Below are 26,119 nucleotides of genomic sequence, written 5' to 3'. Positions count from 1 at the left end.
ACATGACGGCTTGGCGCGACCGCTGGGCAGGGACGCTACCGAGGCTGGCCGTGGTGCTCCACGACCTGGCGATGGTCTGGCTGGTGTGGCAGGGCCTGCACTGGCTGCGCTTCGGCGTGATGGAGAACCCGCCGCCGATGCCCTGGTGGTCGACCGAGGTGCTGCTGGTGCTGGCGGCGCAGGGCCTGGTGTTCTGGCGTGTCGGCCTGTACCGCGGGTTGTGGCGCTTCGCCAGCGTCCCCGACCTGTGGAACATCTTCAAGGCGTGTGCGCTGGGCCTGGTCGCGATCGTCCTGGCCCTGTTCCTCTACAACCGCATGGACCTGGTGTCGCGCACGGTCATCGTGCTGTACCCGCTGGTCCTGATGGGCATGCTGGGCGCGCCACGGCTGCTGTACCGGGCCTGGAAGGACAGCGGCATGGAGCGGGGCGGGGAGGGCGCGACGCGCATCCTGATCCTCGGCGCCGGCCATTCCGGAGAGGCGCTGGTCCGCGACCTGCGCCGCCTGGGCCACTACCATCCGGTCGGGTTCCTGGATGATGCGAGCCGGCTTCGCGGCACCAAGGTGCAGGGCGTGCCGGTGCTGGGCAAGGTCGAGGACGTGGCGGAGATCGCCCGCGAGACCGCGGCCCGGCTCCTGGTGATCGCCATGCCCGGCGCCGACGCCGCCGCGATGCGCCGGGTGGTGGGGGCCTGCGAGCACTCCGGGCTGCCATTCCGCATGGTCCCGCGCCTGCGCGACGTGCTCGACGGCCGTTCGCAGCCCGGCGAGTTGAAGGAGGTCGCGATCGAGGACCTGCTCGGCCGCCAGCCGGTGCTGCCCGACTGGAAGTCGATCCGCTCCTGGCTGGGCGCACGCTCGGTCCTGGTCACCGGCGCCGGCGGTTCGATCGGCTCGGAACTGTGCCGCCAGTGCGCCCGCCACGGCGCCAGGCGGATCACCCTGGTCGAGGTCAACGAACTGGCGCTGATCCGGGCCGAGGCCGCGCTGCGCCGCGACTTCCCGGACCTGGAATTCGCCAGCGTGCTGGGCGACTGCGGGGACCCGGCCGTGGTTGCCCACGCGCTCGCGCTGGCCGAGCCGGAGGCGGTCTTCCACGCCGCCGCCTACAAACAGGTGCCGCTGCTGGAGGGCCAGCTGCGCGAGGCCGTGCGCAACAACGTGCTGGCGACCGAGACCCTGGCCCGCGCCTGCCGCGAGGCCCGCGTCGGCACCTTCGTGCTGATCTCCACCGACAAGGCGGTGGACCCGGGCAACATCCTCGGCGCCACCAAGCGCATGGCCGAGATGGTCTGCCAGGCCCTGGCCGACCAGCGCCATACCCGCTTCGTCACCGTCCGGTTCGGCAACGTGCTCGACTCGGCCGGGAGCGTGGTGCCGCTGTTCCGCGAGCAGATCCGCCGCGGCGGCCCGGTCACGGTCACCGACCCGGAGGTCACCCGTTACTTCATGACCATCCCGGAGGCCTGCCAGCTGATCCTGCAGGCCGCCGCGATCGGCAGCCACGAAGCCATCTACACGCTGGACATGGGCGAGCCGGTGCCGATCCGGCTCCTGGCCGAGCAGATGATCCGGCTCGCCGGCAAGCAGTTGGGACGCGACGTCTCGATCGTCTACACCGGCCTGCGCCCGGGCGAGAAGCTGCACGAGACGCTGTTCCACGCCGACGAGCACTACCGCGCCACCAGCCATCCCAAGATCCTCCAGGCCGAGCCGCGTGGCGTGGCCTCGGCCGAGATCCACCAGGCCGTTGCGCAGATGCGCGAGGCGGTGGGTTGCTACGACGTGGAACGCCTGCGCCTGCAACTCGCCGGCGCGGTGCCCGAGTTCGCGCCCGTCGGCCAGCCCGCCCGTACCGCGCCGCCGGCGCCGCCGCCCACCGTGGTCGCCTTTCCCTCACGTACTGCCAGGAACGTATAGATGTCCCAACGCATCAGAACCGCCGTGTTCCCGGTCGCCGGACTGGGGACGCGATTCCTCCCCGCGACCAAGACCGTGCCCAAGGAGATGCTGCCGATCATCGACCGGCCGCTCATCCAGTACGCCGTGGACGAGGCCGTCGAGGCCGGGTGCGAGACCCTGGTGTTCGTCACCAACCGCTACAAGCACGCGGTCGCCGATTACTTCGACAAGGCCTACGAGCTGGAGCAGAAGCTCGAGCGCGCGGGCAAGTCCGAGCAGCTGGAGCTCATCCGCAGCACCATCCCCGAGGGCGTGCGCGCGGTGTTCGTGACCCAGGCCGAGGCGCTCGGGCTGGGCCATGCGGTGCTGTGCGCGAAGCCCGTCGTCGGCGACGAACCGTTCGCGGTGCTGCTGCCCGACGACCTGATCTGGAACCGCGGTCCGGGCGCCCTGAGCCAGATGGCGGATGCCGCCCAGGCCAGCGGCGGCAGCGTGGTCGCGGTGCAGGACGTTCCGCGGGAGAAGACCGCCAGCTACGGCATCGTGGCCACGGAGGACTTCCACGAGCGCCAGGGGCGCATCACCGGGATCGTCGAGAAGCCGCAGCCCGACGATGCGCCCAGCACGCTGGCCGTGGTCGGCCGCTACGTGCTCACGCCGCGCATCTTCGAGCTGCTGGAGTCGACCGGGGCGGGCGCCGGCGGCGAGATCCAGCTGACCGATGCGATTGCCCGGCTGCTGCAGGAACAGCAGGTGGATGCCTACCGCTTCCGCGGCACGCGCTTCGACTGCGGCACCCACATCGGCCTGGTGGAGGCGACGATCCGCTACGCCCTGGACCACGAGAAGCTGAGCGAAGCGGCCAAGCAGCTGATGCAGGATGCGCTGAAGGAACTCGGCGTCAGGGAGCTCGAGTAGCGCCCGGCACGAACGGGCGGGGCGCCGGGGACGCCGCTGCGCAGCCGCCTCTCCCCCCGCGCGGGAGGAGAGGACGGCCCTGGCGCGCTACAGGGCCTCGAAGATCCCCGCCGCGCCCATCCCGGTGCCGATGCACATCGTCACCATGCCGTACTTCTGCTGGCGGCGGCGCAGGCCGTGGACGAGGGTCGCGGTACGTACGGCGCCGGTGGCGCCGAGCGGGTGGCCCAGGGCGATCGCGCCGCCCAGCGGGTTGACCTTGTCCGGGTCCAGGCCGACGTCGCGGATCACCGCGAGCGCCTGGGCGGCGAAGGCCTCGTTGAGCTCGATCCAGTCCAGCTGGTCCTGGCGCAATCCGGCCTGCTCGAGCGCCTTCGGGATCGCCGCGACCGGGCCGATGCCCATCACTTCCGGCCGGACGCCGGCCACCGAGAAGCTGACGAAGCGCGCCAGCGGCGTGAGGCCGTACTCCTTCACCGCCTTCTCCGATGCCAGCAGCACCGCGCCGGCGCCGTCGGACATCTGCGAGCTGTTGCCCGCGGTTACGGTGCCACCGAACTGGCCGTTGCGGAACACCGGACGCAGCTTCGCCAGGCCCTCCGCGCTCGTGTCCGGGCGCGGACCCTCGTCGGTGTCCACGACGGTCTTCTTCTCGCGGACGCTGCCGGCGCCCAGGTCGGGCATCCGGGACACGACCTCGTACGGGCTGATCTCGTCGCGGAACTCGCCGGCCTCGATCGCCTTCAGCGCCTTCTGGTGCGAGGCGAGGGCGAAGGCGTCCTGGTCCTCGCGCGAGACCTTCCACTCCTCCGAGACCTTCTCGGCGGTGATGCCCATGCCGTAGGCGATGGCGACGTTCTCGTCCTTCGCGAACACCTGCGGGCTCATCGCGATCTTGTGGCCCATCATCGGGACCATGCTCATGCTCTCGGTGCCGCCGGCGAGCATCAGGTCGGCGTGTCCCAGGCGGACCTGGTCGGCGGCGAGCGCCACTGCCTGCAGGCCGGAGGAGCAGAAGCGGTTGATGGTCTGGGCCGCGACGGTGTCCGGCAGCCCGGCCAGCAGCGCGCCGATGCGCGCCACGTTCATGCCCTGCTCGGCCTCGGGCATCGCGCAGCCGATGATCACGTCACCAATGCGCGCCGGGTCCACGCCGGGGGCCTGGGCCATCACCGAGCGCAGCACGTGGGCGAGCATCTCGTCGGGGCGGGTGTTGCGGAATACGCCGCGCGGCGCCTTGCCGACCGGGGTCCGGGTGGCGGCGACGATGTAGGCGTCCTGGATCTGGGTCATTGGAGAACCTCTAAAGGCGGGAACGGGGAACAGGGAACAGGGAACGGGAGATCGCGGGAGTGGGAAGGGCGCGGGGAACTTTCGTTCCCGGTTCCCCGTTCCCGGTTCCCGCTCTTGCCTTCAGTTCCGCAACGGCTTCCCCGTCTTCAGCATGTGGGCGATCCGCTCCTGGGTCTTAGGCATCTGCGCCAGGGCGACGAAGTGCTCGCGCTCCAGGCGCAGCAGCCATTCCTCGTCGACCACGGCGCCGCGATCGACTTCGCCGCCGCACAGGACGGTGGCGATGCGGGTGGCGATCTCGTGGTCGTGTTCCGAGATGAAACGGCCCTCGAGCATGTTCACCAGCATCATCCTGAAGGTGGCGATGCCGACGTCGCCGGCCACGCGGATGGCGCGGGCGGGCAGGGGCGGGCGGTAGCCCGACTCGGCCAGTGCGCGGGCCTGTGCCTTCGCCACGTGCAGCAGTTCGAAGGCGTTGAACACGACCACGTCTTCCGGTCGGGCCAGGCCCAGCGACTTCGCCTCCAGTGCCGAGGTCGAGACCTTGGCCATGGCGACGGTTTCGAACACGTTCTTGAGTTCGGCGAAGACATCCCCGCCGGTGCCCGCGCGCTCGGAGGCACGCACGGCGAGCTCCTTCAGCCCGCCGCCCGCGGGGAGCAGGCCGACGCCGGCCTCGACCAGGCCGATGTAGCTCTCCAGGCCCAGCACGGTGCGCGCGGCGTGCATCTGGAACTCGCAGCCACCGCCCAGCGCCAAGCCGCGCACCGCCACGACCACCGGCACCTGCGAGTACTTGATCGCCATGCTGGTGCGCTGGAAGTTGGCGACCATCGCGTCGAAGCCCTCGACGTCGCCCGCCTGCAGCAGGCCCAGCGCGCCGGCCAGGTCGGCCCCGGCCGAGAAGGGCTCCTTCGGTTGCCAGACCACGAGCCCGCGGAAGTCGCGTTCGGCGATGCGGATCGCTTCCTGCAGCCCGTCGAGCACGTGGTCGTTGACGGTGTGCATCTTGGTCTTGAAGCCCACCACGGCGATGTCGTCGCCCTCGTCGGCCCACATGCGCACGCCGTCGTTCTCGAACACCGTCCGGCCCTGGGAGGCCTTCTCGCCGAGCAACGCATCGGGGAAACGCTGGCGCGCGTACACCGGGTTGGACGAGCGCGGCACCATCGCGTCGCGCGCCGGGCTGTAGCTGCCGGCACCGGAGTGCACGCCTTCGCGGCCGTCGAACACCCAGTCGGGCAGCTCGGCATTGCTCATTGCCTCGCCGGCGACGATGTCCTCGGCGATCCAGTCGGCGACCTGCTTCCAGCCGGCGGCCTGCCAGGTCTCGAACGGGCCGACCGACCAGCCGTAGCCCCAGCGCATGGCCAGGTCGACGTCGCGCGCGGTCTCGGCGATGTCCTTCAGGTGGTAGGCGCTGTAGTGGAAGGTGTCGCGGAAGCACGCCCACAGGAACTTCGCCTGCGGATGGCCACTGGCGCGCAGGGCGGCGAACTTCTTCGCCGGTTCACGCTCCTTGAGCAGCGCCGCGACCTCCGGGTCCAGGCTCTGGTCGGACGCGCGGTAGTCCTGCGCCTCCAGGTCCAGCACCAGGATGTCCTTGCCCTTCTTGGTGTAGAACCCGGCCCCGGACTTGGAACCCAGCGCGCCCTTCTCCACCAGGCCCGAAAGCCACTTCGGCGCCTTGAAGTACTTGTGCCACGGGTCCTCGGGCAGCGTGTCGGCCATGGTCTTGATGACGTGCGCCATGGTGTCCAGCCCGACCACGTCGGCCGTGCGGTAGGTCGCCGACTTCGGCCGGCCGATCGCCGGGCCGGTCAGCGCATCGACGGTGTCGAAGCCCAGGCCGAACTGCGTGGTGTGGTGCATCGCCGCCAGCATCGAGAACACGCCGATGCGGTTGCCGATGAAGTTGGGGGTGTCGCGGGCATAGACCACGCCCTTGCCCAGGGTGGTGGTCAGGAAGGCCTCCAGTCCCTGCATCACCGCGTCGTCGGTGCTGCGCGCCGGGATCAGCTCGGCCAGGTGCATGTAGCGCGGCGGGTTGAAGAAGTGCACGCCGCAGAAGCGCGGGCGCATTTCCCCGGGCAGCACCTCGGCCAGCTTGTTGATGCCCAGGCCGGAGGTGTTGCTGGCCAGGACCGCGTGCGCCGGCACGTGCGGGGCGATCTTCCGGTACAGGTCCTGCTTCCAGTCCATGCGCTCGGCGATGGCCTCGATCACCAGGTCGCAGCCTTCCAGCAGTTCCAGGCCGGTTTCGTAGTTGGCCGGGGTGATGCGCGCGGCCAGCGACTTCTCGGCCAGTGGCGCCGGCTTGAGCTTGCCGAGCCGTGCGATCGCCTGCTCGACGACGCCGTTCGGCTTGCCTTCCTTTGCCGGGAGGTCGAACAGCACGGTATCGACGCCTGCGTTGACCAGGTGCGCGGCGATCTGCGCCCCCATGACGCCGGCGCCCAGGACCGCGGCACGGCGTACAAGCAGTTTCTCGGACATCTTGTTGCTCCTTGTAGGAGGGATCTCAAAGGCTTGCGTGATTCAGCTCTGGAAGCCGGCGGCCGCGAAGCGGATCAGCTCGCGCGCGGCGCGCTGGCGGTGTTCGTGCTCGCCGACCCCTTGGGGACGCTTGATCAGGCCGAAGTCGGCCATGGCGTAGGTAAGCGCTCCGGCGAGGAAGTCCAGCCGCCAGTACAGCTGCTCCTTGCCCAGGTGCGGCAGGCAGGGGGCCATGGCGCGGGCGAACTCGCGCAGCACGTGGCCGTACTTCTCGGACAGGAAGCGGCGCAGGTTGTCGTTCTGCTCGGCGTAGGCGCGGGCGACCACGCGCACGAAGGCACCGCCGCCGCGCCGGTCGGCGGCGACCGCAAGGGCAGGCTCGACGAACGCGGCCAGGATCGGCTCCAGCTCGCCCGGGTGTTCCGCCAGCGCCGCCCGCAGCATCTCCAGGCGGTGCGAGCTCATCTCGTCCATGCGCCGGCGGAATACCTCGTTGACGAGGTTCTCCTTGCTCCCGAAGTGGTAGTTGACCGCGGCGATGTTGACCTCGGCGCGGCTGGTCACCTGGCGCAGCGAGGTGCCGCTGAAGCCGTGCTGGGCGAACAGCTCCTCGGCGGCGCCGAGGATCCGGTCCTTGGTGGAGAACGGGGCCGTGTGCATGCGGAACGAGGGTCCGGGCGTTCGAATCAAACGATTGTTTGATGCTAGACCGGCCCTGAAGATGCGTCAAACCGGGAAAACCCGTGCAGCCAAGCCCCGGGCGATTCCGTTAGAATTCCGGCAGTTGCCGAACCGGACCCGCGTCGATCCGCGGGTTTTTTCTGTATCTTCGGGCCCCTGGACATCCCCGGCGGGCCCAACCACCCCGGAGAACCCGCATGGCGCTGGAGCGCACCCTGTCCATCATCAAGCCCGATGCCGTCGCCAAGAACGTCATCGGCGAGATCTACACCCGCTTCGAGAAGGCCGGCCTGAAGGTCGTCGCCGCGAAGATGAAGCACCTGTCGAAGGCCGAGGCCGAAGGCTTCTACGCCGTGCACCGCGAGCGCCCGTTCTTCGGCGCGCTGGTCGAGTTCATGGTGTCCGGCCCGGTGATGGTGCAGGTGCTGGAGGGCGAGGGCGCGGTGGCGAAGAACCGCGAGCTGATGGGTGCGACCAACCCGAAGGAAGCCGAGGCCGGGACCATCCGCGCCGACTTCGCCGACAGCATCGACGCCAACGCCGTGCACGGTTCCGACAGCCTGGAGAACGCCGCGATCGAGATCGCCTACTTCTTCCCGGCCACCGAGGTGTACGCCCGCTGAGGCCCGGCATGACCGCTTCCCGCGACAACGCCATCGAGATCGCGCTGCTGGACGCCGAACGCGCCCGGCCCGCGGCCGTGGGCGCGGGAGCGGTCCCCGCCGGTGGTGCGGCCGATGGCCGCACCAACATCTTCGACCTGGACCGCACCGGGCTCGAGGATTTCTTCGAGAACAGGCTGGGCGAGAAGCGCTACCGCGCCCACCAGGTGATGAAGTGGATCCACCACCGCTACGTCACCGACTTCGACCAGATGACCGACCTGGGCAAGGCCCTGCGCGCCAAGCTGCACGAGCACGCGGTGGTGCGCGCGCCCGAGGTCCTGCTGGAGAAGCCCTCCGCCGACGGCACGATCAAGTGGCTGATCGGCATGGACCCGAAGAACGCCATCGAGGCGGTCTACATCCCCGACAAGGGCCGCGGCACGCTGTGCGTGTCCAGCCAGGTAGGCTGCGCGCTCAACTGCAGCTTCTGCTCCACCGCCACCCAGGGCTTCAACCGCAACCTGACCACCTCCGAGGTGATCGGGCAGGTGTGGGTCGCCGCACGGCAGCTGGGCAACCTGCCGCACCAGCGCCGCAAGCTGACCAACGTGGTGATGATGGGCATGGGCGAGCCGCTCATGAACTTCGATGCCGTGGTCCGGGCGATGAACATCATGCGCGACGACCTGGGCTACGGCCTGGCGAACAAGCGCGTGACCCTGTCGACCTCCGGGCTGGTCCCGCAGATCGACCGCCTGGGCGAGGCCTGCGACGTCTCGCTGGCGGTGTCGCTGCACGCTCCCAACGACGCGCTGCGCACCGAGCTGGTGCCGCTCAACAGGAAATATCCGATCGCGCAGCTGATGGACGCCTGCGTCCGCTACGCGCTGCGCAAGAAGGGCACCTCGGTGACCTTCGAATACACCCTGATGAAGGGGGTCAACGACCAGCCGCAGCACGCGCGCGAACTGGCGCGCCTGATGCGCGGCTTCGACAACGCGGTGCAGATGAAGGACGCGGCGAAGGTCAACCTGATCCCGTTCAACCCGTTCCCGGGTACGCGCTACGAGCGCTCGGAGGAGGCCGACATCCGCGCCTTCCAGAAGCTGCTGCAGGAAGCCCGGGTGCTGACCACCGTGCGCCGCACCCGCGGCGACGACATCGACGCTGCCTGCGGGCAGCTCAAGGGCCAGGTGATGGACCGCACCCGGCGCCAGGCCGAGTTCCGCAAGCGGCTTGCCGCGGGGGGAACCGCCTGAGATGCGGACCGGTGCGGGCATGTCGCGGGGATTGCTGGTGGTGCTCGCCCTGTGCGTGCTCGCCGGTTGCAGCAAACTGAGCTTCGTCCGCCAGGACACCTCGCGCGGGGAATTCACGCGCACCTCGCCCGAGGTGGAGCTGCGCGGCAGCGACCGGGAGGGCGCGCTCGCGCTGCAGCTGGCATTGCGCGAGGGCCAGGACGCGCTGCGGGCGGGCGACCTGGACGCGGCGGCGAAGGCCGCTCGCGAGGCGCTGCGCCACGGCGAGCGCTCGCCGGGTGCGCACACCCTGGCGGCCCTGGTCGCCGACCGCCGTGGCGATTCCCGCACCGCGGGCAGCCACTACCGCCGGGCGGTCGAGCTGGCGCCCACCCAGGGCGGCATGCACAACAACTTCGGCACCTGGCTGTGCACCAACGGCCGCGAGGCGGAGTCGCTGCAGTGGTTCGAGTCCGCCGCCTCGATCCCGGGCTACGGCAACGCCGCCGGTGCATTGGCCAATGCCGGCGAGTGCGCGCAGCGCGCCGGGATGGACGAGGAGGCGGTCCGCTACCTGGAGGCGGCGCTGGAGCGCGATCCGGCCACGCCCGGGGCGCTGGCCGCCCTCGCCGAGCGCGAGTACCGGGCGGGGAACCACATGCGGGCGCGGGCCTTCGTGCAGCGCAGGCTTGACGCGGCCCCCGCCGATGCCTCTACGCTGTTGCTTGCGTCACAGATCGAGACATCGCTGGGCGACAGCCGCGCCGCGGCGGGGTACGTTCGGCGAATGCGGGAGGAGTTCCCGGGCGCAGTCCCGGACTCCATCAAGGGGAACGAAGACCAACCATGAACCAACCCACGAGGGAGGATGTCGGGGCCGTGGGTGAGAGCTTTGGCGCCCGGTTACGCGAGGCACGCGAAGGCGCCGGACTGGCCCTGGAAGAAGCGGCGGCCCGGTTGCACATGCCGGTGGCGTCCCTGCGGGCGCTGGAGGAGGACGACTGGGACCGCGCGGGCGCGCCGATCTTCGTGCGCGGCCAGTTGCGCCGCTACGCCGGCTTCCTCGGGGTGGAGCTGGACATGGAACAGGTCGAGCGGCAGCTCGACGCGCTTGCGCCGCCCCCGCTGGTCAGCCATTCCCACGTGCCGCGCTACCAGCGCCTGTTCGAGCAGGCCACCCGGCGCGCGATGTACATCGCGATCACCGCCTTCATCGTGGTCCCGGTCTGGCTGACCACGCAGCCGCATCTTTCCAACGACGTCGAGGTGCGCAGCCTCGAGGTCGAACCGGCGGCCGGCGAGTCCCTCGCTGGCGAACAGCCCGCTGGCCGCACGACGCCCGCGGTGCCCGGGCGCACTCCCGTCCTGGCTTCCATCGGCGGCCTCCGCACGACGCCCGAGTCCCGGCCGGCGATCCCGCCGCCGGTGGTGGAGGGCGGCCTGGAGCTTACGTTTTCGGGCGAAAGCTGGATGGAAGTGAGTGCGCCGGACGGCTCCGTGGTGGAACAGGCGCTGCTCGGCGAGGGCGATACCCGGCGTTACGCGCCGGGCGAGGTGGGCGAGGTCGTGCTGGGCAATGTCGCGGCGGTGGAGGTCCGCAGCGAGGGCGAGCCCGTCGACCTCGCGGCGTTTGCGCGCGCGAACGTGGCCCGCTTTGCGCTATCCTCTGACGGCTCGCTCCAGGCGCGCGCCGACTGAGCCGGCTGCGCCCGCCGGGAGTCCCGAAGGCCCGCCCGCGGGCCCCTGAAACCCAAGGCTCCCGGCCACCCTGCGAAGCGGCGGCCGCGAGCGACAGCATGGCGTGCGCGCATGGCGATTGACGACCTCCTCGATGAACATGAACAGGGCGAACGCGTCCGTGCCTGGCTGCGCCAGAACGGCGCGGCACTGGTAGGCGGCATCGCCATAGGACTGGCCGCGATCGGCGGATGGAAATGGTGGGGCGCCCAGCAGGAGCAACAGGCGCTGGCCGCCGCCGACCAGTACCACGCCACGGTCGCCGCCATCGAGGCGGGCGCGGAGGATGCGCCGGCGCGCATCGATGCCCTGGCCGAGGGTCCGTACCGGCAGCTCGCGCGGCTCGAACTGGCCGCCTCCCAGGTCGAAGCCGGTGACGCCGAGGGCGCCATCGCCACGCTGCGCGCCATCGAATCCGGCGACCCGCTGCTGGACGAGGTCATCGCGCAGCGCCTGGCGCGGCTGCTGATCGAAACCGGGAAGGCCGACGAAGCCCTGCAGCTGGTTCCGGCCACGGCCGGTGCCGGCGCCGCGGAGATCCGTGGCGATGCCCATTTCGCGCTGGAACAGGTCGACCAGGCACGCGACGCATACCAGGCCGCGCTGCAGGAGCTGGACGCGGCCTCTCCGCGTCGCGGCATCCTCGAACTCAAGCTCACCCAGGTCGGCGGCGTGCCGGCCCCCACGGAACCGGAGGCCAGCTCCTGATGAATGCCGCTCCCGCACCCGCCCCCCGCGGCCCCGTCCGTCCCGGGTACCGCCTCGTGCGTGCCGCACTCGTCGCCTGCTGCGTGCTCGCGGTCGCCGGGTGCAGCACCGTGCGCGGCTGGTTCTCCGACGACGAGGACGATGCCACCGCCCCGGCCGCGCTGGTCGACTTCGCCCCGACCGCCGAGGTCCAGCGGCTGTGGACGGCCAATGCCGGCAAGGGCGAGGGACGCCTGGGCGTCGGACAGGCGCCGGCGGTGGCGGACGGGCGGGTGTTCACCGCCGCCGTGCACGGCGGCGTGCGCGCCTTCGACCTGCGCAGTGGCGAACAGGCCTGGCACTACCCGAGCGAGCTGCGCCTGAGTGGCGGCCCGGGCGTGGGCGAGGGGCTGGTCGTCGCAGGTGACCTGGACGGGAACGTGGTGGCCCTCGATGCCGCGACCGGCGAAGAGCGCTGGACCGCCAAGGTCGGCAACGAGGTGATCGCGGCACCGGTGGTCGGCTTCGGGATCGTCTTCGTCCGCTCCAACGACGGCCGCCTGACGGCGTTCGATGCACGCAACGGCGAGCGCCGCTGGTTCTGGGTGCACGATGTCCCCTCGCTGTCGGTGCGCGGCAACGGCAGCCCGGTGCTCGGCCCGGGCTACGTGTTCGTCGGCAACGACGACGGCACGCTGGTCGCGCTGTCCGCCGCGGACGGGCGTCCGCTGTGGGAGATCCCGGTGGGCCAGCAGGAGGGCCGCACCGAGCTCGACCGCATGGCCGACGTCGATGGCCAGCCGGTGCTGGACGGGACCACGATCTATGCCAGCAGCTTCAAGGGCACCACCGTCGCCATCGACGCGCCCTCCGGGCAGCCGATGTGGGGAAGCCCGAACGGCGGCGCCGGTGGCGTCGCGGCCGGCTACAGCGTGCTCGCGGTCACCGGCACCGACGGCACGGTCTTCGGCCTGGACAAGAACACCGGCGGCGCCCTGTGGCAGCAGCCGGGCCTGCTGCGGCGCGGCGTGAGCCCGCCGTCGGTGCAGGGCGACCACGCGGTGGTCGGGGACCAGGAGGGCTACCTGCACTGGCTGCAGCTGTACAACGGCGAGTTCGCGGCCCGCACGAAGCACGGCGGCGATCCGATCCGCGGCAAGCCGGTCGTGGCCGACGGCATCCTGGTGGTGCAGGACACCAACGGCCGCGTCGCCGCCTACCAGCTCGGCCAGTAGCCCGGACCATGATGCCCGTCGTTGCCCTGGTCGGCCGGCCGAATGTCGGCAAGTCGACCCTGTTCAATGCCCTGACGCGCAGCCGCGACGCCCTGGTCCACGACCAGCCCGGCGTCACCCGCGACCGTCACTACGGCATCTGCCGGCCGGAAGGCGGGCGGGCGTTCTCGGTGGTCGACACGGGCGGCATCGCGGGCGACGAGGAGGGCCTGTCGGGCGCGACGTCCCGGCAGGCGCGCCAGGCCGCTGCCGAGGCCGACCTGGTCCTGTTCATCACCGATGCCCGCGAGGGCGCCTCGGCGCTGGACGCGGAGATCCTCGCCTGGCTGCGCCGCAGCGCGCGCCCGGTACTCCTGGTGGTCAACAAGTCCGAGGGGCTCAACGTCCAGACGGTGCTGGCGGAGTTCGCCCATTTCGGCCTCGCCGACGCGGTCGCCGTGTCCTCCGCGCACCGGCAGGGCATCGACGACCTGATCGACGAGGTGCTCGAGCGGCTCCCCGAAGAGCTGCCCGGGCCGGAGGTCGAGGATGATCCGGGACGCCTGCGCATCGCCTTCATCGGCCGCCCCAACGTGGGCAAGTCGACCCTGGTGAACCGGCTGCTGGGCGAGGAGCGGATGATCGCCTCCGACGTGCCCGGCACCACCCGCGACTCGGTCGCCATCGACATGGAGCGTGACGGGCGCAGCTACCGGCTCATCGACACCGCCGGCCTGCGGCGCCGGGCGCGGGTCGAGGAAGCGGTCGAGAAGTTCTCCGTGGTCAAGACCCTGCAGGCGATCGAGCGCTGCCAGGTGGCGGTGGTGATGGTCGATGCCAGCGAGGGCGTCACCGACCAGGACGTCAGCGTGCTCGGCTATGCGCTCGACGCCGGCCGGGCGCTGGTGGTGGCGGTCAACAAGTGGGACGGCCTGGACGACTACCAGCGCAGCCAGGCCCAGGCCATGCTCGAGCGCAAGCTGGCCTTCGTGGAATGGGCGGAGAAGGTGCGCATCAGCGCGCTGCACGGCTCCGGCCTGCGCGAGCTGTTTGCCGCCATCCACCGCGCGCACGCGTCGGCGACGCGCGAGTTCGGCACCGCCGAGGTCACGCGCGCTATGGAGGTCGCGGTGCAATCCACGGCGCCGCCTTCGGTGGGCGGCCACGCCTCCAAGCTGCGTTTCGCCCACCCGGCGGGCACCAATCCGCCGACCTTCGTGATCCATGGCAACCGCCTGCGGGTGCTGCCCGACAGCTACCGGCGCTACCTGGAGAACTTCTTCCGCAAGCGCTTCAAGCTGGTCGGCACGCCTGTCCGCTTCATCTTCAAGGAAGGCGACAACCCCTACGAGGGCAAGCGCAACCCGCTCACCGAGCGCCAGGTCGCGCGCAAGCGGCGCCTGCTGCGCCACGTCAAGCGCCGGCGTTGAGCCTTGCCGTCGCCGGTGGCGGATAATCCGGCCATGGCAGTGGAACCCATCAGTCCCGAGGAGGCCCGCCGCAGGCAGCAACGCGGCGCGGTCCTGGTCGACGTGCGCGAGCCGCACGAGCGCGCCGCCGGCATGGCCGAGGGCGCGCTCGGCGTGTCCCTCGCCGAGCTGGTCCAGTCGCCCGCGCAGCATCTGCCGGAGCCCGGCGCCGAGGTGCTCCTGATCTGCGAAGGCGGCGCACGGTCGCACCGATGCGGCGAGCAGTTGCTGCAGGCGGGCTACCGCCGCGTCGCCTCGGTGGAGGGCGGAACCCGGGCCTGGGCCGCCGGTGCGCTGCCACTGGTGCATCCGGCGGACGATCCCGACTTTTACGACCGATACTCGCGCCACCTGCGCCTGCCCGAGGTCGGCGAGGCCGGCCAGCGGCGCCTGCTGCAGTCCCGGGTGGCGGTGGTCGGGGCAGGGGGGCTGGGTTCCCCGCTGGCGTACTACCTCGCGGCGGCCGGGGTCGGCACGCTGGCGATCGCCGACGACGACGTGGTCGAGCGCAGCAACCTGCAGCGGCAGATCCTGCACGCCGAGGGCCGCATCGGCATGCCGAAGGTCGAGTCGGCGCGCCAGGCGCTGCTGGCGCTCAATCCCGGGCTGCGGGTCGAGGCGGTGCAGGAACGCATCACGTCGGCGAACGTCGAGCGCTTCCTGCACGGCGCGGACGTGGTGGTGGACGGAGGCGACAACCTGCCGATGCGCTACCTGCTCAACGACGCCTGCGTGAAGCTGCGCAAGCCGCTGGTGTACGGCGCCATCGACCGCTTCAACGGCCAGGCCTCGGTGTTCGATGCCGGGCGGCACCGCGGCGAACTTCCCTGCTACCGCTGCCTGTTCCCGGAACCGCCGCCGCCGGAGTTCGCGCCAAGCTGCAGCGACAACGGGGTGCTGGGCGTGCTGCCGGGTGTCATCGGCGTGTTGCAGGCGACCGAGGTGGTCAAGCTGCTGCTGGACCTTGGCGAGCCGCTGTCGGGGCGCCTGCTGCGCTTCGACGCACTGGCGATGCGGTTCCGCGAAACCCGCGTTCCCGCGGACCCCGACTGCGTGGTCTGCGCGCCCGGGCGGGAGTTCCCGGGCTATATCGACTACGCGCGCTTCTGCGCCGGCTGACCGTGCCGGGGGCGTTGCGCGGCGGGGATGCGATAATCCGCCGCCCATCCGCACCCGGTTCCAGCATGAGCGACCACAAGGCCCGCATCCTCGATGGCAAGCACATCGCCGAACAGCTGCTGGAGCAGTTGCGCGGCCGGGTGGAGGAGCGCGTGGCGCGCGGGCTGCCGCGGCCCGGTCTGGCGGTGGTGCTGGTGGGCGAGGATCCGGCCTCGGCGGTTTACGTGCGCAACAAGCGCCGGGCCGCGGAGAAGGTTGGCATCCGGGCGCTGGACTACAACCTTCCGGCCGACACCGGCGACGCCGAGCTGCTGGCACTGGTGGACTCGCTCAATGCCGATCCGGCGGTGCACGGGATCCTGGTCCAACTTCCGCTGCCCGATCGCCGCGATGCCAGCGCATTGATCCACCGCATCGACCCGCGCAAGGACGTCGACGGCTTCCACCCGCAGAACGTCGGCCACCTGGCGCTGCGCCAGTTCGGCCTGCGCCCCTGCACCCCACGGGGGATCACCACGCTGCTGGCCTGGACCGACCGGCCGGTGCGGGGCGCGAGGGCGACCATCGTCGGCGTGTCCAACCATGTCGGGCGCCCGATGGCGCTGGAACTGCTCATCGCCGGCTGCACCGTGACCTGCTGCCACCGGTTCACCCGCCGGGAGGACCTCGAGGCGGCGGTGCGCAATGCCGAGATCCTGGTCGTCGCCGCCGGCGTGCCGGGGCTGGTGCCGGGCGAGTGGATCCGCGAGGGCGCGGTGGTGATCGACGTGGGCATCAACCGGATCGACGATGGCCGGCTGGTGGGGGATGTGGACTTCGACGAGGCGGCGCGCCGGGCCAGCTGGATCACCCCGGTGCCCGGCGGGGTGGGGCCGATGACGGTGGCCACCCTCATGCAGAACACGCTCGAGGCGGCCGAGGCCGCGGAGGCGGCGGCGGACTGAATCGCCGCGCGTGCGCTGTCCGGAAGATGCCGCCGGGTGCCCGCTGACGCGATACAATGAGCGGCTTCCTCCCCCGGGCACGCCACCATGCTGCGCATCCAGGCCGAAGCGCTCACCTTCGACGACGTTTCCCTAATCCCGGCGCATTCCACCGTCCTGCCCAAGGACGTCTCGCTGGAAACCCGCGTCACCCGTGACCTGAAGGTCCGCCTGCCGTTCCTGTCGGCGGCGATGGATACCGTGAGCGAGGCGCGCCTGGCCATCGCCATGGCGCAGCTGGGCGGCCTGAGCGTCATCCACAAGAGCATGTCGGTGGAGGCGCAGGCGGCGCAGGTGGCGCAGGTCAAGGGGTTCGAGGCCGGCGTAATCAAGTCGCCCTTCACGGTGGGTCCGGGCGCGACCATCGGCGAGGTGCTCAAGCTCACCCGCGAGCGCAACATCTCCGGCGTGCCGGTGGTCGAGGGGGACCAGCTGGTCGGCATCGTGACCAGCCGCGACATGCGCTTCGAGAAGAAGCTCGACGACCCCGTCCGCAACGTGATGACCCGCAAGGACCGACTCGTCACGGTGAAGGAGGGCGCCTCCGACGACGAGGTGATGGCGCTGCTGCACAGGCACCGCATCGAGAAGGTGCTGGTGGTCAACGACGATTTCCAGCTCAAGGGCCTGATCACCGTCAAGGACATCCAGAAGAAGACCGACAATCCCAACGCCGCCTACGACAGCAGCGAACGGCTGCTGGTGGGCGCCGCGGTGGGCGTGGGCGGCGACACCGAGGCCCGGGTCGAGGCGCTGGTCGCCGCCGGGGTCGACGTGGTGGTGGTCGACACCGCCCACGGCCATTCGCAGGGCGTGATCGACCGCGTGGCCTGGGTCAAGAAGAACTTCCCGCAGGTGCAGGTGGTCGGCGGCAACATCGTCACCGGCGAGGCCGCGCTGGCGCTGATGGACGCCGGCGCCGACGCGGTCAAGGTCGGCATCGGCCCGGGCTCGATCTGCACCACCCGCATCGTGGCCGGCGTGGGCGTGCCGCAGATCACCGCCGTCGACATGGTCGCCGAGGCCCTGCAGGACCGCATCCCGCTGATTGCCGACGGCGGCATCCGCTACTCGGGCGACATCGGCAAGGCGCTGGCCGCGGGCGCGTCCACGGTGATGATCGGTGGCCTGTTCGCCGGCACCGAGGAATCGCCGGGCGAGAGCGAGCTGTTCCAGGGCCGCCACTACAAGAGCTACCGCGGCATGGGCAGCCTGGCGGCAATGGAAAAGGGTTCCAAGGACCGGTACTTCCAGGATTCGGCAGACGCCGACAAGCTGGTGCCGGAAGGCATCGAGGGCCGGGTCCCGTATCGCGGTCCGCTGCGCAACATCGTCCACCAGCTCGCGGGCGGCCTGCGCTCGACCATGGGCTACGTCGGCTGCGCGACCATCGAGGAGATGCGCCGCAAGCCGGTCATGGTCCGCGTCACCAGCGCCGGCTCGCGCGAGAGCCACGTGCACGACGTGCAGATCACCCGCGAGCCGCCGAACTACCAGGTCCGCTGACCCATGCCAGACTCCAAGCGCGATGCCGTCCGTGACATCCACGGCGACCGGATCCTCATCCTCGACTTCGGGGCCCAGTACACCCAGCTGATCGCCCGCCGCATCCGCGAGCTGGGCGTGTTCTGCGAGGTCTGGGCCTGGGACCACGACCCCGACGAGATCGCCGCCTACGGCGCGAAGGGCATCATCCTGTCCGGCGGCCCGGAATCGACCACGGTCGAAGGCTGCCCGGCGGCACCGCAGGTGGTGTTCGACTCGGGCCTGCCGCTGCTGGGCATCTGCTACGGCATGCAGACCATGGCCAAGCAGCTGGGCGGCACGACCGAATCCGCCGACCAGCGCGAGTACGGGCACGCCCAGGTCTCGCTGGTGGCCGAGGACCGCCTGTTCGAGGGGCTCAAGGACCACCCGGGCTCGCCGCCGCGCCTGGACGTGTGGATGAGCCACGGCGACCACGTCGCCACCGCGCCCCCGGGCTTCGTCGTCACCGCGCGCACCGACCGGGTCCCGGTGGCCGCGTTCGCCAACGACGAGAAGCGCTGGTACGGCGTGCAGTTCCACCCCGAGGTGACCCACACCAAGCAGGGCAATGCGCTGCTGGAGCGCTTCGTGACCGGGATCTGCGGCTGCCGCCAGCTGTGGACGCCGGCCAACATCATCGAGGACCAGGTCGCCCGCGTGCGCTCGGCGGTCGGCGACGACCACGTGGTGCTGGCGCTGTCCGGCGGCGTGGACTCGTCGGTGGTCGCCGCGCTGCTGCACAAGGCGATCGGCGACCAGCTGACCTGCGTTTTCGTCGATACCGGCCTGATGCGCTGGCAGGAGGGCGACCAGGTGATGGCGACCTTCGCCGAGCACCTGGGCGTGAACGTGATCCGGGTGAACGCCGCGGACCGCTACTTCGAGGCCCTGGAAGGCATCAGCGATCCGGAAGCCAAGCGCAAGGTCATCGGCAACCTGTTCATCGAGATCTTCGACGAGGAGGCCGGCCGGCTGACCAATGCCCGCTGGCTGGCGCAGGGCACCATCTATCCGGACGTCATCGAGTCGGCGGGCGCCGGCACCGGCAAGTCGCACGTCATCAAGAGCCACCACAACGTGGGCGGCCTGCCGGAGAAGATGAACCTCAAGCTGGTCGAACCGCTGCGCGAGCTGTTCAAGGACGAGGTCCGGCGCCTGGGCGTCGAGCTCGGCCTGCCGCCGGCCATGGTCTACCGCCACCCGTTCCCCGGACCGGGGCTGGGCGTGCGAATCGTCGGCGAGGTGAAGCGCGAGTACGCCGAGCTGCTGGCGCGCGCGGACCACATCTTCATCGAGGAACTGCGCAAGGCCGACCTGTACGACAAGACCAGCCAGGCCTTCGCGGTGTTCCTGCCGGTGAAGTCGGTCGGGGTGGTGGGCGACGCGCGCGCCTACGAGTGGGTCATCGCCCTGCGCGCCGTGGAGACCGTCGACTTCATGACCGCGCACTGGGCGCACCTGCCGTACGACTTCCTGGGCCGCGTCTCGAACAGGATTATCAACGAGTTGCGCGGGGTTTCTCGCGTGGTGTATGACATCAGTGGGAAGCCGCCGGCGACGATCGAGTGGGAGTAAGGGGGTAAAGCGGGAACAGGGAACCGGGAACAGGGAACGAGTTGTCGGGCCCTGTGAGCTTCCGGTCCCTTCCAGATGGCTTCTCAGGCGGACGAAGCAGTTCTCGTGGGGTCGGTACGATGCCCTCCCGCTTTCCGTTCCCCGCTTCCGACAACGCGGTCCCGACGACCGTTCGTTCCCTGTTCCCGGTTCCCCGTTCCCGCTTCTGCCCGCGCCACTCCCGCTACCCGGGCCAGTAGTGGCTATCCGGCGTTGCGCGCGGCCCGAAGATCGCCTGTCCCACCCGGACCGTCGTCGCGCCTTCCGTGATCGCCAGCTCGAAGTCCCCCGACATGCCCATCGACAGCTCGTCCATGGCGACGCCGTCGGGCGCGTCCTGGCGCAGGCGGTCGCGTAGCTCGCGCAGGCGGACGAAGCAGGGGCGCACCCGGTCCGGATCGGCGGAGAACGCCGCCAGCGTCATCAGGCCACGCACCCGCAGCGAGCTGAAGGCCGGCAGCTGGCGCACGAAGGCTTCCACCTCCTCCGGGGGCAGGCCGAACTTGCTGGCCTCGCCGGAGGTGTTCACCTGCACCAGCACGTCCAGGCCGCGGCCCTCGGCCTGCAGCCGGCGATCGAGCACCTCGGCGACGCGCAGGCGGTCGAGGGCCTGGAACTCGTCGGCGAAGCGCGCCACGACCTTCGCCTTGTTGGTCTGCAGGTGGCCGATGACGGACCAGCGCAGGCCCGGCAGGTCGGCCAGGGCCTCGGCCTTGTGGGCCGCCTCCTGGACCTTGTTCTCGCCAAGCTGGCGGCAGCCGGCCTCGTAGGCCAGGCGCAGCCGCGCCTCGTCGACGGTCTTGCTGACCGGGAGCAGGCGGACGCTGGACGGGTCACGTCCCACGCTCTTGCAGGCGGCGGCGATGCGTTCCTGCACGGAGGCGAGGTTGTGGCGGAAATCTTCGACGGTCGCGGCGCGCTCGGCCGCGGTGCCGGCGCCGTGCAGGGTGGGGGAGTCCTGGGTATCCATGCAGGAATGGTAAGGGATGCCGGGTGGCGCGGTATCCTGCGCGGATGGCTGTGGAAGACGATGAGCGGTGGATGCGGCACGCGTTGGCGCTGGCGGCGCGCGGCGCGCGCGAGGACGACGAGATCCCCGTCGGGGCTGTGCTGGTGTCGTCCGCCGGGCAGGTGCTCGGCGAGGGCTGGAACCGCAACATCACCGAGCACGACCCGACGGCCCACGCCGAGATCGTCGCCATGCGGCAGGCCGGTTTCCGGCTCGGCAATCATCGGCTCACCGGCTGCGTGCTGTACGTGACGCTCGAGCCCTGCGTGATGTGCGCGATGGCGATGGTGCACGCGCGGATCGCACGGGTGGTGTTCGGGGCGCATGACCCCAAGACCGGGGCGGCGGGGAGCGTGTTCGACCTGCTCGCCGACCCGCGCCACAACCACCGCGTCGAGGTCGCCGGGGGCGTGCTCGGGACCGAGGCGGGCGAGCGTCTGCGCAGCTGGTTCCGCGCCCGCCGCGCGCGTCCCGCCGCGGGCTGACGGTGCCGTCCACGGGTTGGCACCGCCGCCCGCGTATCATGCGTCCACCCTCCACGGACACAGACGCATGACCGACCCCGCGAACCGCGCAAGCCCCGACCACCTGATCTGGATCGACCTGGAGATGACCGGGCTCGACACCACGGCCGACGAGATCATCGAGATCGCCACGGTCGTGACCGACAGGGACCTGCGGGTACTTGCCGAGGGGCCGGAACTGGCGATCTCCCAGCCGCTCGCCCGGCTGGAGGCGATGGACGAGTGGAACCGCAACCAGCACCGGATGTCCGGGCTGTGGATGCGGGTGCTCGAGTCCACCGTGACGCTGGAGGAGGCGCAGGAGCGCACGCTGGAGTTCCTGCGCCAGTGGGTGCCCGCCGGCGTGTCGCCCATGTGCGGCAACTCGATCTGCCAGGACCGCCGTTTCCTGCACCGCCTGATGCCCGAGCTGGAGCGGTATTTCCACTACCGCAACCTGGACGTGAGCACGATCAAGGAGCTGGCCCGCCGCTGGGCGCCGGACATCCTTGCCGGGGTGGGCAAGAAGGCGGCGCACACCGCCCTGAGTGACGTCCACGACTCGATCGACGAGTTGCGCCACTACCGCTTCTTCATGGGCCGCCTGGGCGGGATCGACGAGACCGCCCGGTAGTCCGCCTCAGGGCCGCTGGCGCTCCAGGGCGAGCTCGTTCTCCAGCTCGCGGTGCAGGGTCCGGACGCCCAGCCGGGCCTCGTGGCCAAGGCATAGCGAGGCCGCGAACACCAGCAGCACGCCGATCACCGTCAGCGCGGTGGGCAGCCAGATCATGCGGTTGTCCAGGACGGCCGCGTCGACCGCAATCGCGATGCTGGTCCCCACGAACGCGCTCAGCGAGCCGTACAGCAACCGCAGCGCCCCCAGCACCAGGTAGGAACGCCGCCGGTGGATCAGGATCCGCGCCTTCAGCTCGGGCCGGGCGTCGCCGTGCGTCTCGTGCAGCCGCTGGATCTCGATCCGCATCCGGTCGACCACCCGGGCAAGCCGGTTGTTTGAGGAGATCAGCAGCGAGCCGACCGCCGCCAGGAAGAACGCGGGCGTGATCATCGCCGCGATGACGGCGTAGGAGGCGGGGATGGTGGAGGTGTCCATGGGGCCACTTTACTGCCCCCTCTCCCGCTTGCGGGAGAGGGTTGGGGTGAGGGCCGCCTCTTGGGAGTTACCCTCATCCGCCCCTTCGGGGCACCTTCTCCCGCAAGCGGGAGAAGGGGGAAAGCCGCTTACGACGCGGACTTCGCCTTCGCCAGCCGCAGCCAGGTATCGACCACCGTGTCGGGGTTCAGCGACACCGACTCGATGCCCTGTTCCATCAGCCACTGCGCCAGGTCGGGGTGGTCGCTGGGGCCCTGGCCGCAGATGCCGACGTACTTGCCCTTCTCGCGGGCGGTGCGGATGGCCATCGACAGCAGCTTCTTGACCGCCGGGTCGCGCTCGTCGAACAGCTGGGCGACGATGCCCGAATCGCGGTCCAGGCCCAGGGTGAGCTGGGTCAGGTCGTTGGAGCCGATCGAGAAGCCATCGAAGATCTCCAGGAACTCCTCGGCCAGCAGGGCGTTGGAGGGGACCTCGCACATCATGATGATCTTCAGGCCGTCCTTGCCCTGCTCGAGGCCGTTGGCGCGCAGCACCTCGACGACCTTGCGGCCCTCATCGAGCGTACGCACGAACGGGATCATCACCCAGACGTTGTCCAGGCCCATCTCGCCGCGCACGCGGCGCACCGCCTGGCACTCCAACGCGAAGGCCTCGGCGAAGCTCGGGTCGACGTAGCGGCTGGCGCCGCGGAACCCGATCATCGGGTTCTCCTCGTGCGGCTCGTAGCGGCTGCCGCCGATGAGGTTGGCGTACTCGTTGGACTTGAAGTCCGACATGCGCACGATCACCGGGTTCGGGTTCACCGAGGCGGCGATGGTGGCAATGCCCTCGGCCAGGCGGCCGACGTAGAACTCCACCGGGTCGGCGTAGCCGGCGATCTTGCGCTTGATCTGGAGCTGGACTTCCGGATCCTGCCGGTCGTACTCCAGCAGCGCCTTGGGGTGCACGCCGATGTGGCTGGCGATGATCATCTCCAGCCGCGCCAGGCCGACGCCGGCGTTGGGCAGCATGGCGAAGTCGAAGGCGCGCTCCGGGTTGGCGACGTTCATCATCACCTTCAGCGGCGCCGGCGGCATGTGCTCCAGGTCGGCGGTGGTGCGCTCGAAGGGCAGGGCGCCCTCGTAGATAAAGCCGGTGTCGCCTTCGGAGCAGCTGACGGTGACCGTCTGGCCGTCCTGGATGGCGTCCAGGGCGTTGCCGGTGCCGACCACCGCCGGCACGCCCAGCTCGCGGGCGATGATCGCCGCGTGGCAGGTGCGCCCGCCGCGGTTGGTGACGATGGCGGCGGCGCGCTTCATCACCGGCTCCCAGTCCGGGTCGGTCATGTCGGCGACCAGCACGTCGCCCGGCTGCACGCGCTCCATGTCGGCCAGCGAGCGGACCACGCGGGCCACGCCGCTGCCGATCTTCTGGCCGATCGCGCGGCCCTCGCAGACCACCGGGCCGCGCTCGCCCAGGTGGAAGCGCTCGATCTGGGTCGCCTTGGCGCGGGACTTCACCGTCTCGGGGCGCGCCTGGACGATGAACAGCTTGCCGCTGACCCCGTCCTTGGCCCACTCGATGTCCATCGGTCGGCCGTAGTGCTCCTCGATGACCAGCGCCTGCTTCGCCAGCTCCTGCACGTCCTCGTCGGAGATCGAGAACCGCGAGCGCAACTCGGCCGGGGTGTCCTCGGTCCGCACGCGCTCGCCGGGCTGGTCGGAATAGACCATCCGCAGCTGCTTGGCGCCGATCGAACGACGCAGGATCGCCTTCTTCCCATCGCGCAGGGTGGGCTTGTAGACGTAGAACTCGTCCGGATTGACCGCGCCCTGGACCACCATCTCGCCCAGGCCGTAGCTGGAGGTGATGAACACCACGTCGCGGAAGCCGGACTCGGTGTCCAGGGTGAACAGCACGCCCGAGGCGCCCACGTCCGAGCGCACCATCAGCTGCACGCCGGCGGACAGGAACACGTCCTCGTGCTTGAAGCCGTGGTGCACGCGGTAGGCGATCGCGCGGTCGTTGTAGAGGCTGGCGAAGACCTCCTTGACCTTCAGGACCACGTCGTCCTCGCCGGTGACGTTGAGGAAGGTCTCCTGCTGCCCGGCGAAGGAGGCATCCGGCAGGTCTTCGGCGGTCGCGGAGGAACGCACGGCCACCGCGATGTCGCCGCCGCCGTTCTGCGCGGCCAGCTTGCGGTAGGCCTCGCGGATTTCGCGGTCCAACTCCGGCTGCAGCGGGGCGTCGATCACCCAGCCACGGATCTCGCCGCCGGCCTGCGTCAGCGCGTTGACATCCTCGACGTCGAGGCTGGCCAGGCGATCGAAGATGCGCTGGTGCAGGTCGTTGTGGGCGATGAAGTCCTGGAACGCCTCGGCGGTGGTCGCGAAGCCGCCCGGCACCGAAACCCCGAGTCCCGCCAGGTTGCCGATCATCTCGCCGAGCGAGGAATTCTTGCCGCCGACGCGGGCAAGGTCGTTCAGGCGCAGCTCGTGCAGCCAGAGGATGTTCTGCTTCAAGACGGTGTCTCCGGGGAGTGCCAGGTGCCGGGCAGGTCGGCGAAACCGCTATGATCGCCGCTGCGCCGGGGGCACACAAGCTTGATCCGGCAGGGGTTTTCCTTTTCCAACGCAAGCACGGGGTGCCCGGGGATGAGCCAGACGCGGCCGGTTTTCTATGTGTCCGACGGTACCGGCATCACGGCCGAGACCATCGGGCACAGCCTGCTGACCCAGTTCAGCGACACCACCTTCATCGGCGAGCGGATCGCGTTCGTCGACGACGTGGAGCGCGCGGCCGCCGCCGCAAAGCGGATCCGGGACGCCGGCGAGCTGCACGGCACGCGCCCGCTGGTGATCAATTCCTGCATGGACAGCCGGATCACCGATGCGCTGGCCGAGAGCGGCGCCCTGGTACTGGACGTGTTCGCGCCCTTCATCGAGCCGCTCGAGCGCGAGCTGGGGGAGGCCCGGCAGCGCCATGTCGGGCGCGCCCATGCGATCGTCGATTTCGACACCTACCACCGCCGCATCAACGCGATGAACTACGCGCTGACCCACGACGACGGCATGGCGGTGGACTACACGGACGCCGACGTGGTCCTGGTCGCGGTCTCGCGCGCCGGCAAGACGCCCACCTGCGTGTTCATGGCGCTGCATTATGGCGTGCGCGCCGCCAACTACCCGCTGACCGAGGAGGACCTGGAGCACGACCGGCTCCCGGCCCACCTGCGCCCGCACCGGCACAAGCTGTTCGGCCTGACCATCGACCCGGTCCGGCTGGCGGAGATCCGCGAGGAGCGGCGCCCGGGTTCGCGCTATGCCGAACTGGAGACCTGCAAGCGCGAGGTCGCTGCCGCCGAGGCCCTGTTCCGCGCCGAACGCATCCCCACGCTGAGCACGACCCATACCTCGATCGAGGAGATTTCCAGCAAGGTGATGTCGACGCTGGGAATCCGTCGGGAGATGTTCTAGCCGTGTAGCATCACGGCAATGACAGTTCCTGCAGTTCATCCGAATCCCCGGCCGCCGCGCCCCCGCCGCCTCCCGGCCCTGAGCCGCTTCGGCTGGCTGATGGCGCTCTATGCCGAGAACCACGGCCGCATGGCGCGGCTGTTCGCGCCGGCCGGCCTGGGGCCCGGAAGCTATGTCTCCAGCGTCGGCGACGGCCTGGACGTGTGCCTGGAGGTCATCGAGCAGCACCGCTACACCACCGAGCTGCGCCTGACCTACGCCATGACCGACCCGGTCACCGGGGAACCCGATCCGTCGGCCTGGCTGCGGCAGTACCACGATGCCCGGCAGCTGGAGGCGACCCACTGCTACGTGGGGCGCCGCTGGCAGGACGTGCTTGGCATGTACCCGCCCCCGGCCGAGGTGGTCGGGCACCGCATGAAGATGAACACTTTTCTCGGGAAGTGGCTACAATACCTGGCCGAACGCGGGCACGGCGTCGCCACCCTCAGGCGCGACTCCGGGCCGGATCGGGAAGCTTCAAAAAAGTTGCAAAAGACGGCTTGACGGACCG

Annotated in this window: 23 protein-coding genes; 17 read left to right on the top strand and 6 right to left on the bottom strand. The window is 70.4% G+C overall.

What is annotated here, in order from left to right; all coding sequences use genetic code 11:
- The first annotated feature begins 2 nt into the window (after positions 1-2).
- Together G545_RS0101930 and galU are read left to right on the top strand one after the other, a co-directional pair.
- Positions 3-1,922 (top strand): polysaccharide biosynthesis protein, encoded by a 1,920-nt coding sequence (locus G545_RS0101930; protein ID WP_027068922.1) that lies wholly within the window; start codon positions 3-5, stop codon positions 1,920-1,922.
- Positions 1,923-2,822 carry a UTP--glucose-1-phosphate uridylyltransferase GalU gene (galU, locus tag G545_RS0101925; protein WP_027068921.1) on the top strand — a complete coding sequence of 300 codons (900 nt, stop codon included), beginning with the start codon at positions 1,923-1,925 and terminating at the stop codon, positions 2,820-2,822.
- Between the two features lie 87 nt (positions 2,823-2,909).
- Here the strand turns inward: galU and G545_RS0101920 are convergent, their stop codons facing one another.
- From G545_RS0101920 to G545_RS0101910, 3 genes are all read right to left on the bottom strand, one after another.
- Positions 2,910-4,115, bottom strand: a complete 1,206-nt coding sequence (locus G545_RS0101920; RefSeq protein WP_027068920.1) for an acetyl-CoA C-acyltransferase — start codon at positions 4,113-4,115, stop codon at positions 2,910-2,912.
- 120 nt (positions 4,116-4,235) lie between these two features.
- On the bottom strand, positions 4,236-6,611 hold the full coding sequence (locus G545_RS0101915; RefSeq protein ID WP_027068919.1) for a 3-hydroxyacyl-CoA dehydrogenase/enoyl-CoA hydratase family protein: 2,376 nt from the start codon (positions 6,609-6,611) through the stop codon (positions 4,236-4,238).
- Between the two features lie 42 nt (positions 6,612-6,653).
- Entirely contained in the window at positions 6,654-7,271 is a 618-nt protein-coding gene (locus tag G545_RS0101910; protein WP_027068918.1) for a TetR/AcrR family transcriptional regulator, read from the bottom strand.
- Between the two features lie 218 nt (positions 7,272-7,489).
- On the opposite strand from G545_RS0101910, the gene ndk reads away from it, so the two are divergent.
- The 11 genes from ndk (at position 7,490) to guaA (ending at position 19,446) form a co-directional block, all read left to right on the top strand.
- On the top strand, positions 7,490-7,915 hold the full coding sequence (gene ndk / locus G545_RS0101905) for a nucleoside-diphosphate kinase (protein ID WP_027068917.1): 426 nt from the start codon (positions 7,490-7,492) through the stop codon (positions 7,913-7,915).
- 8 nt (positions 7,916-7,923) lie between these two features.
- Positions 7,924-9,156: a 23S rRNA (adenine(2503)-C(2))-methyltransferase RlmN gene (gene rlmN, locus G545_RS0101900; protein WP_081677668.1), complete on the top strand. Its 1,233-nt coding sequence runs from the start codon at positions 7,924-7,926 to the stop codon at positions 9,154-9,156.
- Between the two features lie 19 nt (positions 9,157-9,175).
- The gene (locus G545_RS0101895; RefSeq protein WP_161625761.1) at positions 9,176-9,985 is read left to right on the top strand and encodes a tetratricopeptide repeat protein; all 810 of its coding nucleotides are present in this window, start codon (positions 9,176-9,178) and stop codon (positions 9,983-9,985) included.
- A complete protein-coding gene (locus G545_RS0101890) occupies positions 9,982-10,833 on the top strand; it encodes a helix-turn-helix domain-containing protein (RefSeq protein WP_027068914.1) in 852 nt (283 codons plus the stop codon). Before G545_RS0101895 ends, G545_RS0101890 begins: the two co-directional genes overlap by 4 nt.
- A 111-nt stretch (positions 10,834-10,944) precedes the next feature.
- Positions 10,945-11,580 (top strand): YfgM family protein, encoded by a 636-nt coding sequence (locus tag G545_RS0101885; RefSeq protein ID WP_027068913.1) that lies wholly within the window; start codon positions 10,945-10,947, stop codon positions 11,578-11,580.
- The gene (bamB, locus tag G545_RS0101880) at positions 11,580-12,794 is read left to right on the top strand and encodes an outer membrane protein assembly factor BamB (RefSeq protein ID WP_052106477.1); all 1,215 of its coding nucleotides are present in this window, start codon (positions 11,580-11,582) and stop codon (positions 12,792-12,794) included. Before G545_RS0101885 ends, bamB begins: the two co-directional genes overlap by 1 nt.
- An 8-nt stretch (positions 12,795-12,802) precedes the next feature.
- Entirely contained in the window at positions 12,803-14,203 is a 1,401-nt protein-coding gene (der, locus tag G545_RS0101875) for a ribosome biogenesis GTPase Der (protein WP_027068911.1), read from the top strand.
- 33 nt (positions 14,204-14,236) lie between these two features.
- Entirely contained in the window at positions 14,237-15,361 is a 1,125-nt protein-coding gene (gene moeB, locus G545_RS0101870; protein ID WP_027068910.1) for a molybdopterin-synthase adenylyltransferase MoeB, read from the top strand.
- Between the two features lie 65 nt (positions 15,362-15,426).
- Entirely contained in the window at positions 15,427-16,305 is an 879-nt protein-coding gene (folD, locus tag G545_RS0101865) for a bifunctional methylenetetrahydrofolate dehydrogenase/methenyltetrahydrofolate cyclohydrolase FolD (protein WP_027068909.1), read from the top strand.
- 87 nt (positions 16,306-16,392) lie between these two features.
- Positions 16,393-17,850: an IMP dehydrogenase gene (gene guaB, locus G545_RS0101860; RefSeq protein WP_027068908.1), complete on the top strand. Its 1,458-nt coding sequence runs from the start codon at positions 16,393-16,395 to the stop codon at positions 17,848-17,850.
- A 3-nt stretch (positions 17,851-17,853) separates the two neighbouring features.
- The gene (gene guaA, locus G545_RS0101855; RefSeq protein WP_027068907.1) at positions 17,854-19,446 is read left to right on the top strand and encodes a glutamine-hydrolyzing GMP synthase; all 1,593 of its coding nucleotides are present in this window, start codon (positions 17,854-17,856) and stop codon (positions 19,444-19,446) included.
- A 223-nt stretch (positions 19,447-19,669) separates the two neighbouring features.
- Here the strand turns inward: guaA and G545_RS0101850 are convergent, their stop codons facing one another.
- Positions 19,670-20,455: a YggS family pyridoxal phosphate-dependent enzyme gene (locus tag G545_RS0101850; RefSeq protein ID WP_081677667.1), complete on the bottom strand. Its 786-nt coding sequence runs from the start codon at positions 20,453-20,455 to the stop codon at positions 19,670-19,672.
- Positions 20,456-20,499: 44 nt separating this feature from the next.
- Between G545_RS0101850 and tadA the strand changes: the two genes are divergently transcribed.
- Both tadA and orn read left to right on the top strand, forming a co-directional pair.
- Entirely contained in the window at positions 20,500-20,979 is a 480-nt protein-coding gene (gene tadA, locus G545_RS0101845; protein ID WP_027068905.1) for a tRNA adenosine(34) deaminase TadA, read from the top strand.
- A 67-nt stretch (positions 20,980-21,046) separates the two neighbouring features.
- On the top strand, positions 21,047-21,631 hold the full coding sequence (gene orn / locus G545_RS0101840; protein WP_027068904.1) for an oligoribonuclease: 585 nt from the start codon (positions 21,047-21,049) through the stop codon (positions 21,629-21,631).
- Positions 21,632-21,637: 6 nt separating this feature from the next.
- Here the strand turns inward: orn and G545_RS0101835 are convergent, their stop codons facing one another.
- Complete coding sequence (locus tag G545_RS0101835) at positions 21,638-22,108, bottom strand: DUF2721 domain-containing protein (RefSeq protein WP_027068903.1); 471 nt, start codon at positions 22,106-22,108, stop codon at positions 21,638-21,640.
- A 128-nt stretch (positions 22,109-22,236) separates the two neighbouring features.
- The gene (gene ppsA / locus G545_RS0101830; RefSeq protein ID WP_027068902.1) at positions 22,237-24,612 is read right to left on the bottom strand and encodes a phosphoenolpyruvate synthase; all 2,376 of its coding nucleotides are present in this window, start codon (positions 24,610-24,612) and stop codon (positions 22,237-22,239) included.
- 132 nt (positions 24,613-24,744) lie between these two features.
- Here ppsA and ppsR point away from each other — a divergent pair, with 132 nt between their 5' ends.
- Positions 24,745-25,566, top strand: a complete 822-nt coding sequence (gene ppsR, locus G545_RS0101825) for a posphoenolpyruvate synthetase regulatory kinase/phosphorylase PpsR (protein ID WP_027068901.1) — start codon at positions 24,745-24,747, stop codon at positions 25,564-25,566.
- A gap of 18 nt (positions 25,567-25,584) precedes the next feature.
- On the top strand, positions 25,585-26,112 hold the full coding sequence (locus G545_RS0101820) for a DUF1249 domain-containing protein (RefSeq protein ID WP_081677666.1): 528 nt from the start codon (positions 25,585-25,587) through the stop codon (positions 26,110-26,112).
- Positions 26,113-26,119 lie beyond the last annotated feature (7 nt).

Source organism: Lysobacter defluvii IMMIB APB-9 = DSM 18482, assembly GCF_000423325.1.
GTDB classification, from domain to species: Bacteria; Pseudomonadota; Gammaproteobacteria; order Xanthomonadales; family Xanthomonadaceae; genus Novilysobacter; species Novilysobacter defluvii.
The sequence above is the reverse complement of the archived record's forward strand: the minus strand, read 5'-3'. Positions and strand labels throughout refer to the sequence as shown.

What these genes read in the sequence shown, in the direction of transcription:
- G545_RS0101930 (WP_027068922.1), top strand. Translation starts at nt 3, where the DNA reads ATGACGGCTTGGCGCGACCGCTGGGCAGGGACGCTACCGAGGCTGGCC.
- galU (WP_027068921.1), top strand. Translation starts at nt 1,923, where the DNA reads ATGTCCCAACGCATCAGAACCGCCGTGTTCCCGGTCGCCGGACTGGGG.
- G545_RS0101920 (WP_027068920.1), bottom strand. Translation starts at nt 4,115, where the DNA reads ATGACCCAGATCCAGGACGCCTACATCGTCGCCGCCACCCGGACCCCG.
- G545_RS0101915 (WP_027068919.1), bottom strand. Translation starts at nt 6,611, where the DNA reads ATGTCCGAGAAACTGCTTGTACGCCGTGCCGCGGTCCTGGGCGCCGGC.
- G545_RS0101910 (WP_027068918.1), bottom strand. Translation starts at nt 7,271, where the DNA reads ATGCACACGGCCCCGTTCTCCACCAAGGACCGGATCCTCGGCGCCGCC.
- ndk (WP_027068917.1), top strand. Translation starts at nt 7,490, where the DNA reads ATGGCGCTGGAGCGCACCCTGTCCATCATCAAGCCCGATGCCGTCGCC.
- rlmN (WP_081677668.1), top strand. Translation starts at nt 7,924, where the DNA reads ATGACCGCTTCCCGCGACAACGCCATCGAGATCGCGCTGCTGGACGCC.
- G545_RS0101895 (WP_161625761.1), top strand. Translation starts at nt 9,176, where the DNA reads ATGTCGCGGGGATTGCTGGTGGTGCTCGCCCTGTGCGTGCTCGCCGGT.
- G545_RS0101890 (WP_027068914.1), top strand. Translation starts at nt 9,982, where the DNA reads ATGAACCAACCCACGAGGGAGGATGTCGGGGCCGTGGGTGAGAGCTTT.
- G545_RS0101885 (WP_027068913.1), top strand. Translation starts at nt 10,945, where the DNA reads ATGGCGATTGACGACCTCCTCGATGAACATGAACAGGGCGAACGCGTC.
- bamB (WP_052106477.1), top strand. Translation starts at nt 11,580, where the DNA reads ATGAATGCCGCTCCCGCACCCGCCCCCCGCGGCCCCGTCCGTCCCGGG.
- der (WP_027068911.1), top strand. Translation starts at nt 12,803, where the DNA reads ATGATGCCCGTCGTTGCCCTGGTCGGCCGGCCGAATGTCGGCAAGTCG.
- moeB (WP_027068910.1), top strand. Translation starts at nt 14,237, where the DNA reads ATGGCAGTGGAACCCATCAGTCCCGAGGAGGCCCGCCGCAGGCAGCAA.
- folD (WP_027068909.1), top strand. Translation starts at nt 15,427, where the DNA reads ATGAGCGACCACAAGGCCCGCATCCTCGATGGCAAGCACATCGCCGAA.
- guaB (WP_027068908.1), top strand. Translation starts at nt 16,393, where the DNA reads ATGCTGCGCATCCAGGCCGAAGCGCTCACCTTCGACGACGTTTCCCTA.
- guaA (WP_027068907.1), top strand. Translation starts at nt 17,854, where the DNA reads ATGCCAGACTCCAAGCGCGATGCCGTCCGTGACATCCACGGCGACCGG.
- G545_RS0101850 (WP_081677667.1), bottom strand. Translation starts at nt 20,455, where the DNA reads ATGGATACCCAGGACTCCCCCACCCTGCACGGCGCCGGCACCGCGGCC.
- tadA (WP_027068905.1), top strand. Translation starts at nt 20,500, where the DNA reads ATGGCTGTGGAAGACGATGAGCGGTGGATGCGGCACGCGTTGGCGCTG.
- orn (WP_027068904.1), top strand. Translation starts at nt 21,047, where the DNA reads ATGACCGACCCCGCGAACCGCGCAAGCCCCGACCACCTGATCTGGATC.
- G545_RS0101835 (WP_027068903.1), bottom strand. Translation starts at nt 22,108, where the DNA reads ATGGACACCTCCACCATCCCCGCCTCCTACGCCGTCATCGCGGCGATG.
- ppsR (WP_027068901.1), top strand. Translation starts at nt 24,745, where the DNA reads ATGAGCCAGACGCGGCCGGTTTTCTATGTGTCCGACGGTACCGGCATC.
- G545_RS0101820 (WP_081677666.1), top strand. Translation starts at nt 25,585, where the DNA reads ATGACAGTTCCTGCAGTTCATCCGAATCCCCGGCCGCCGCGCCCCCGC.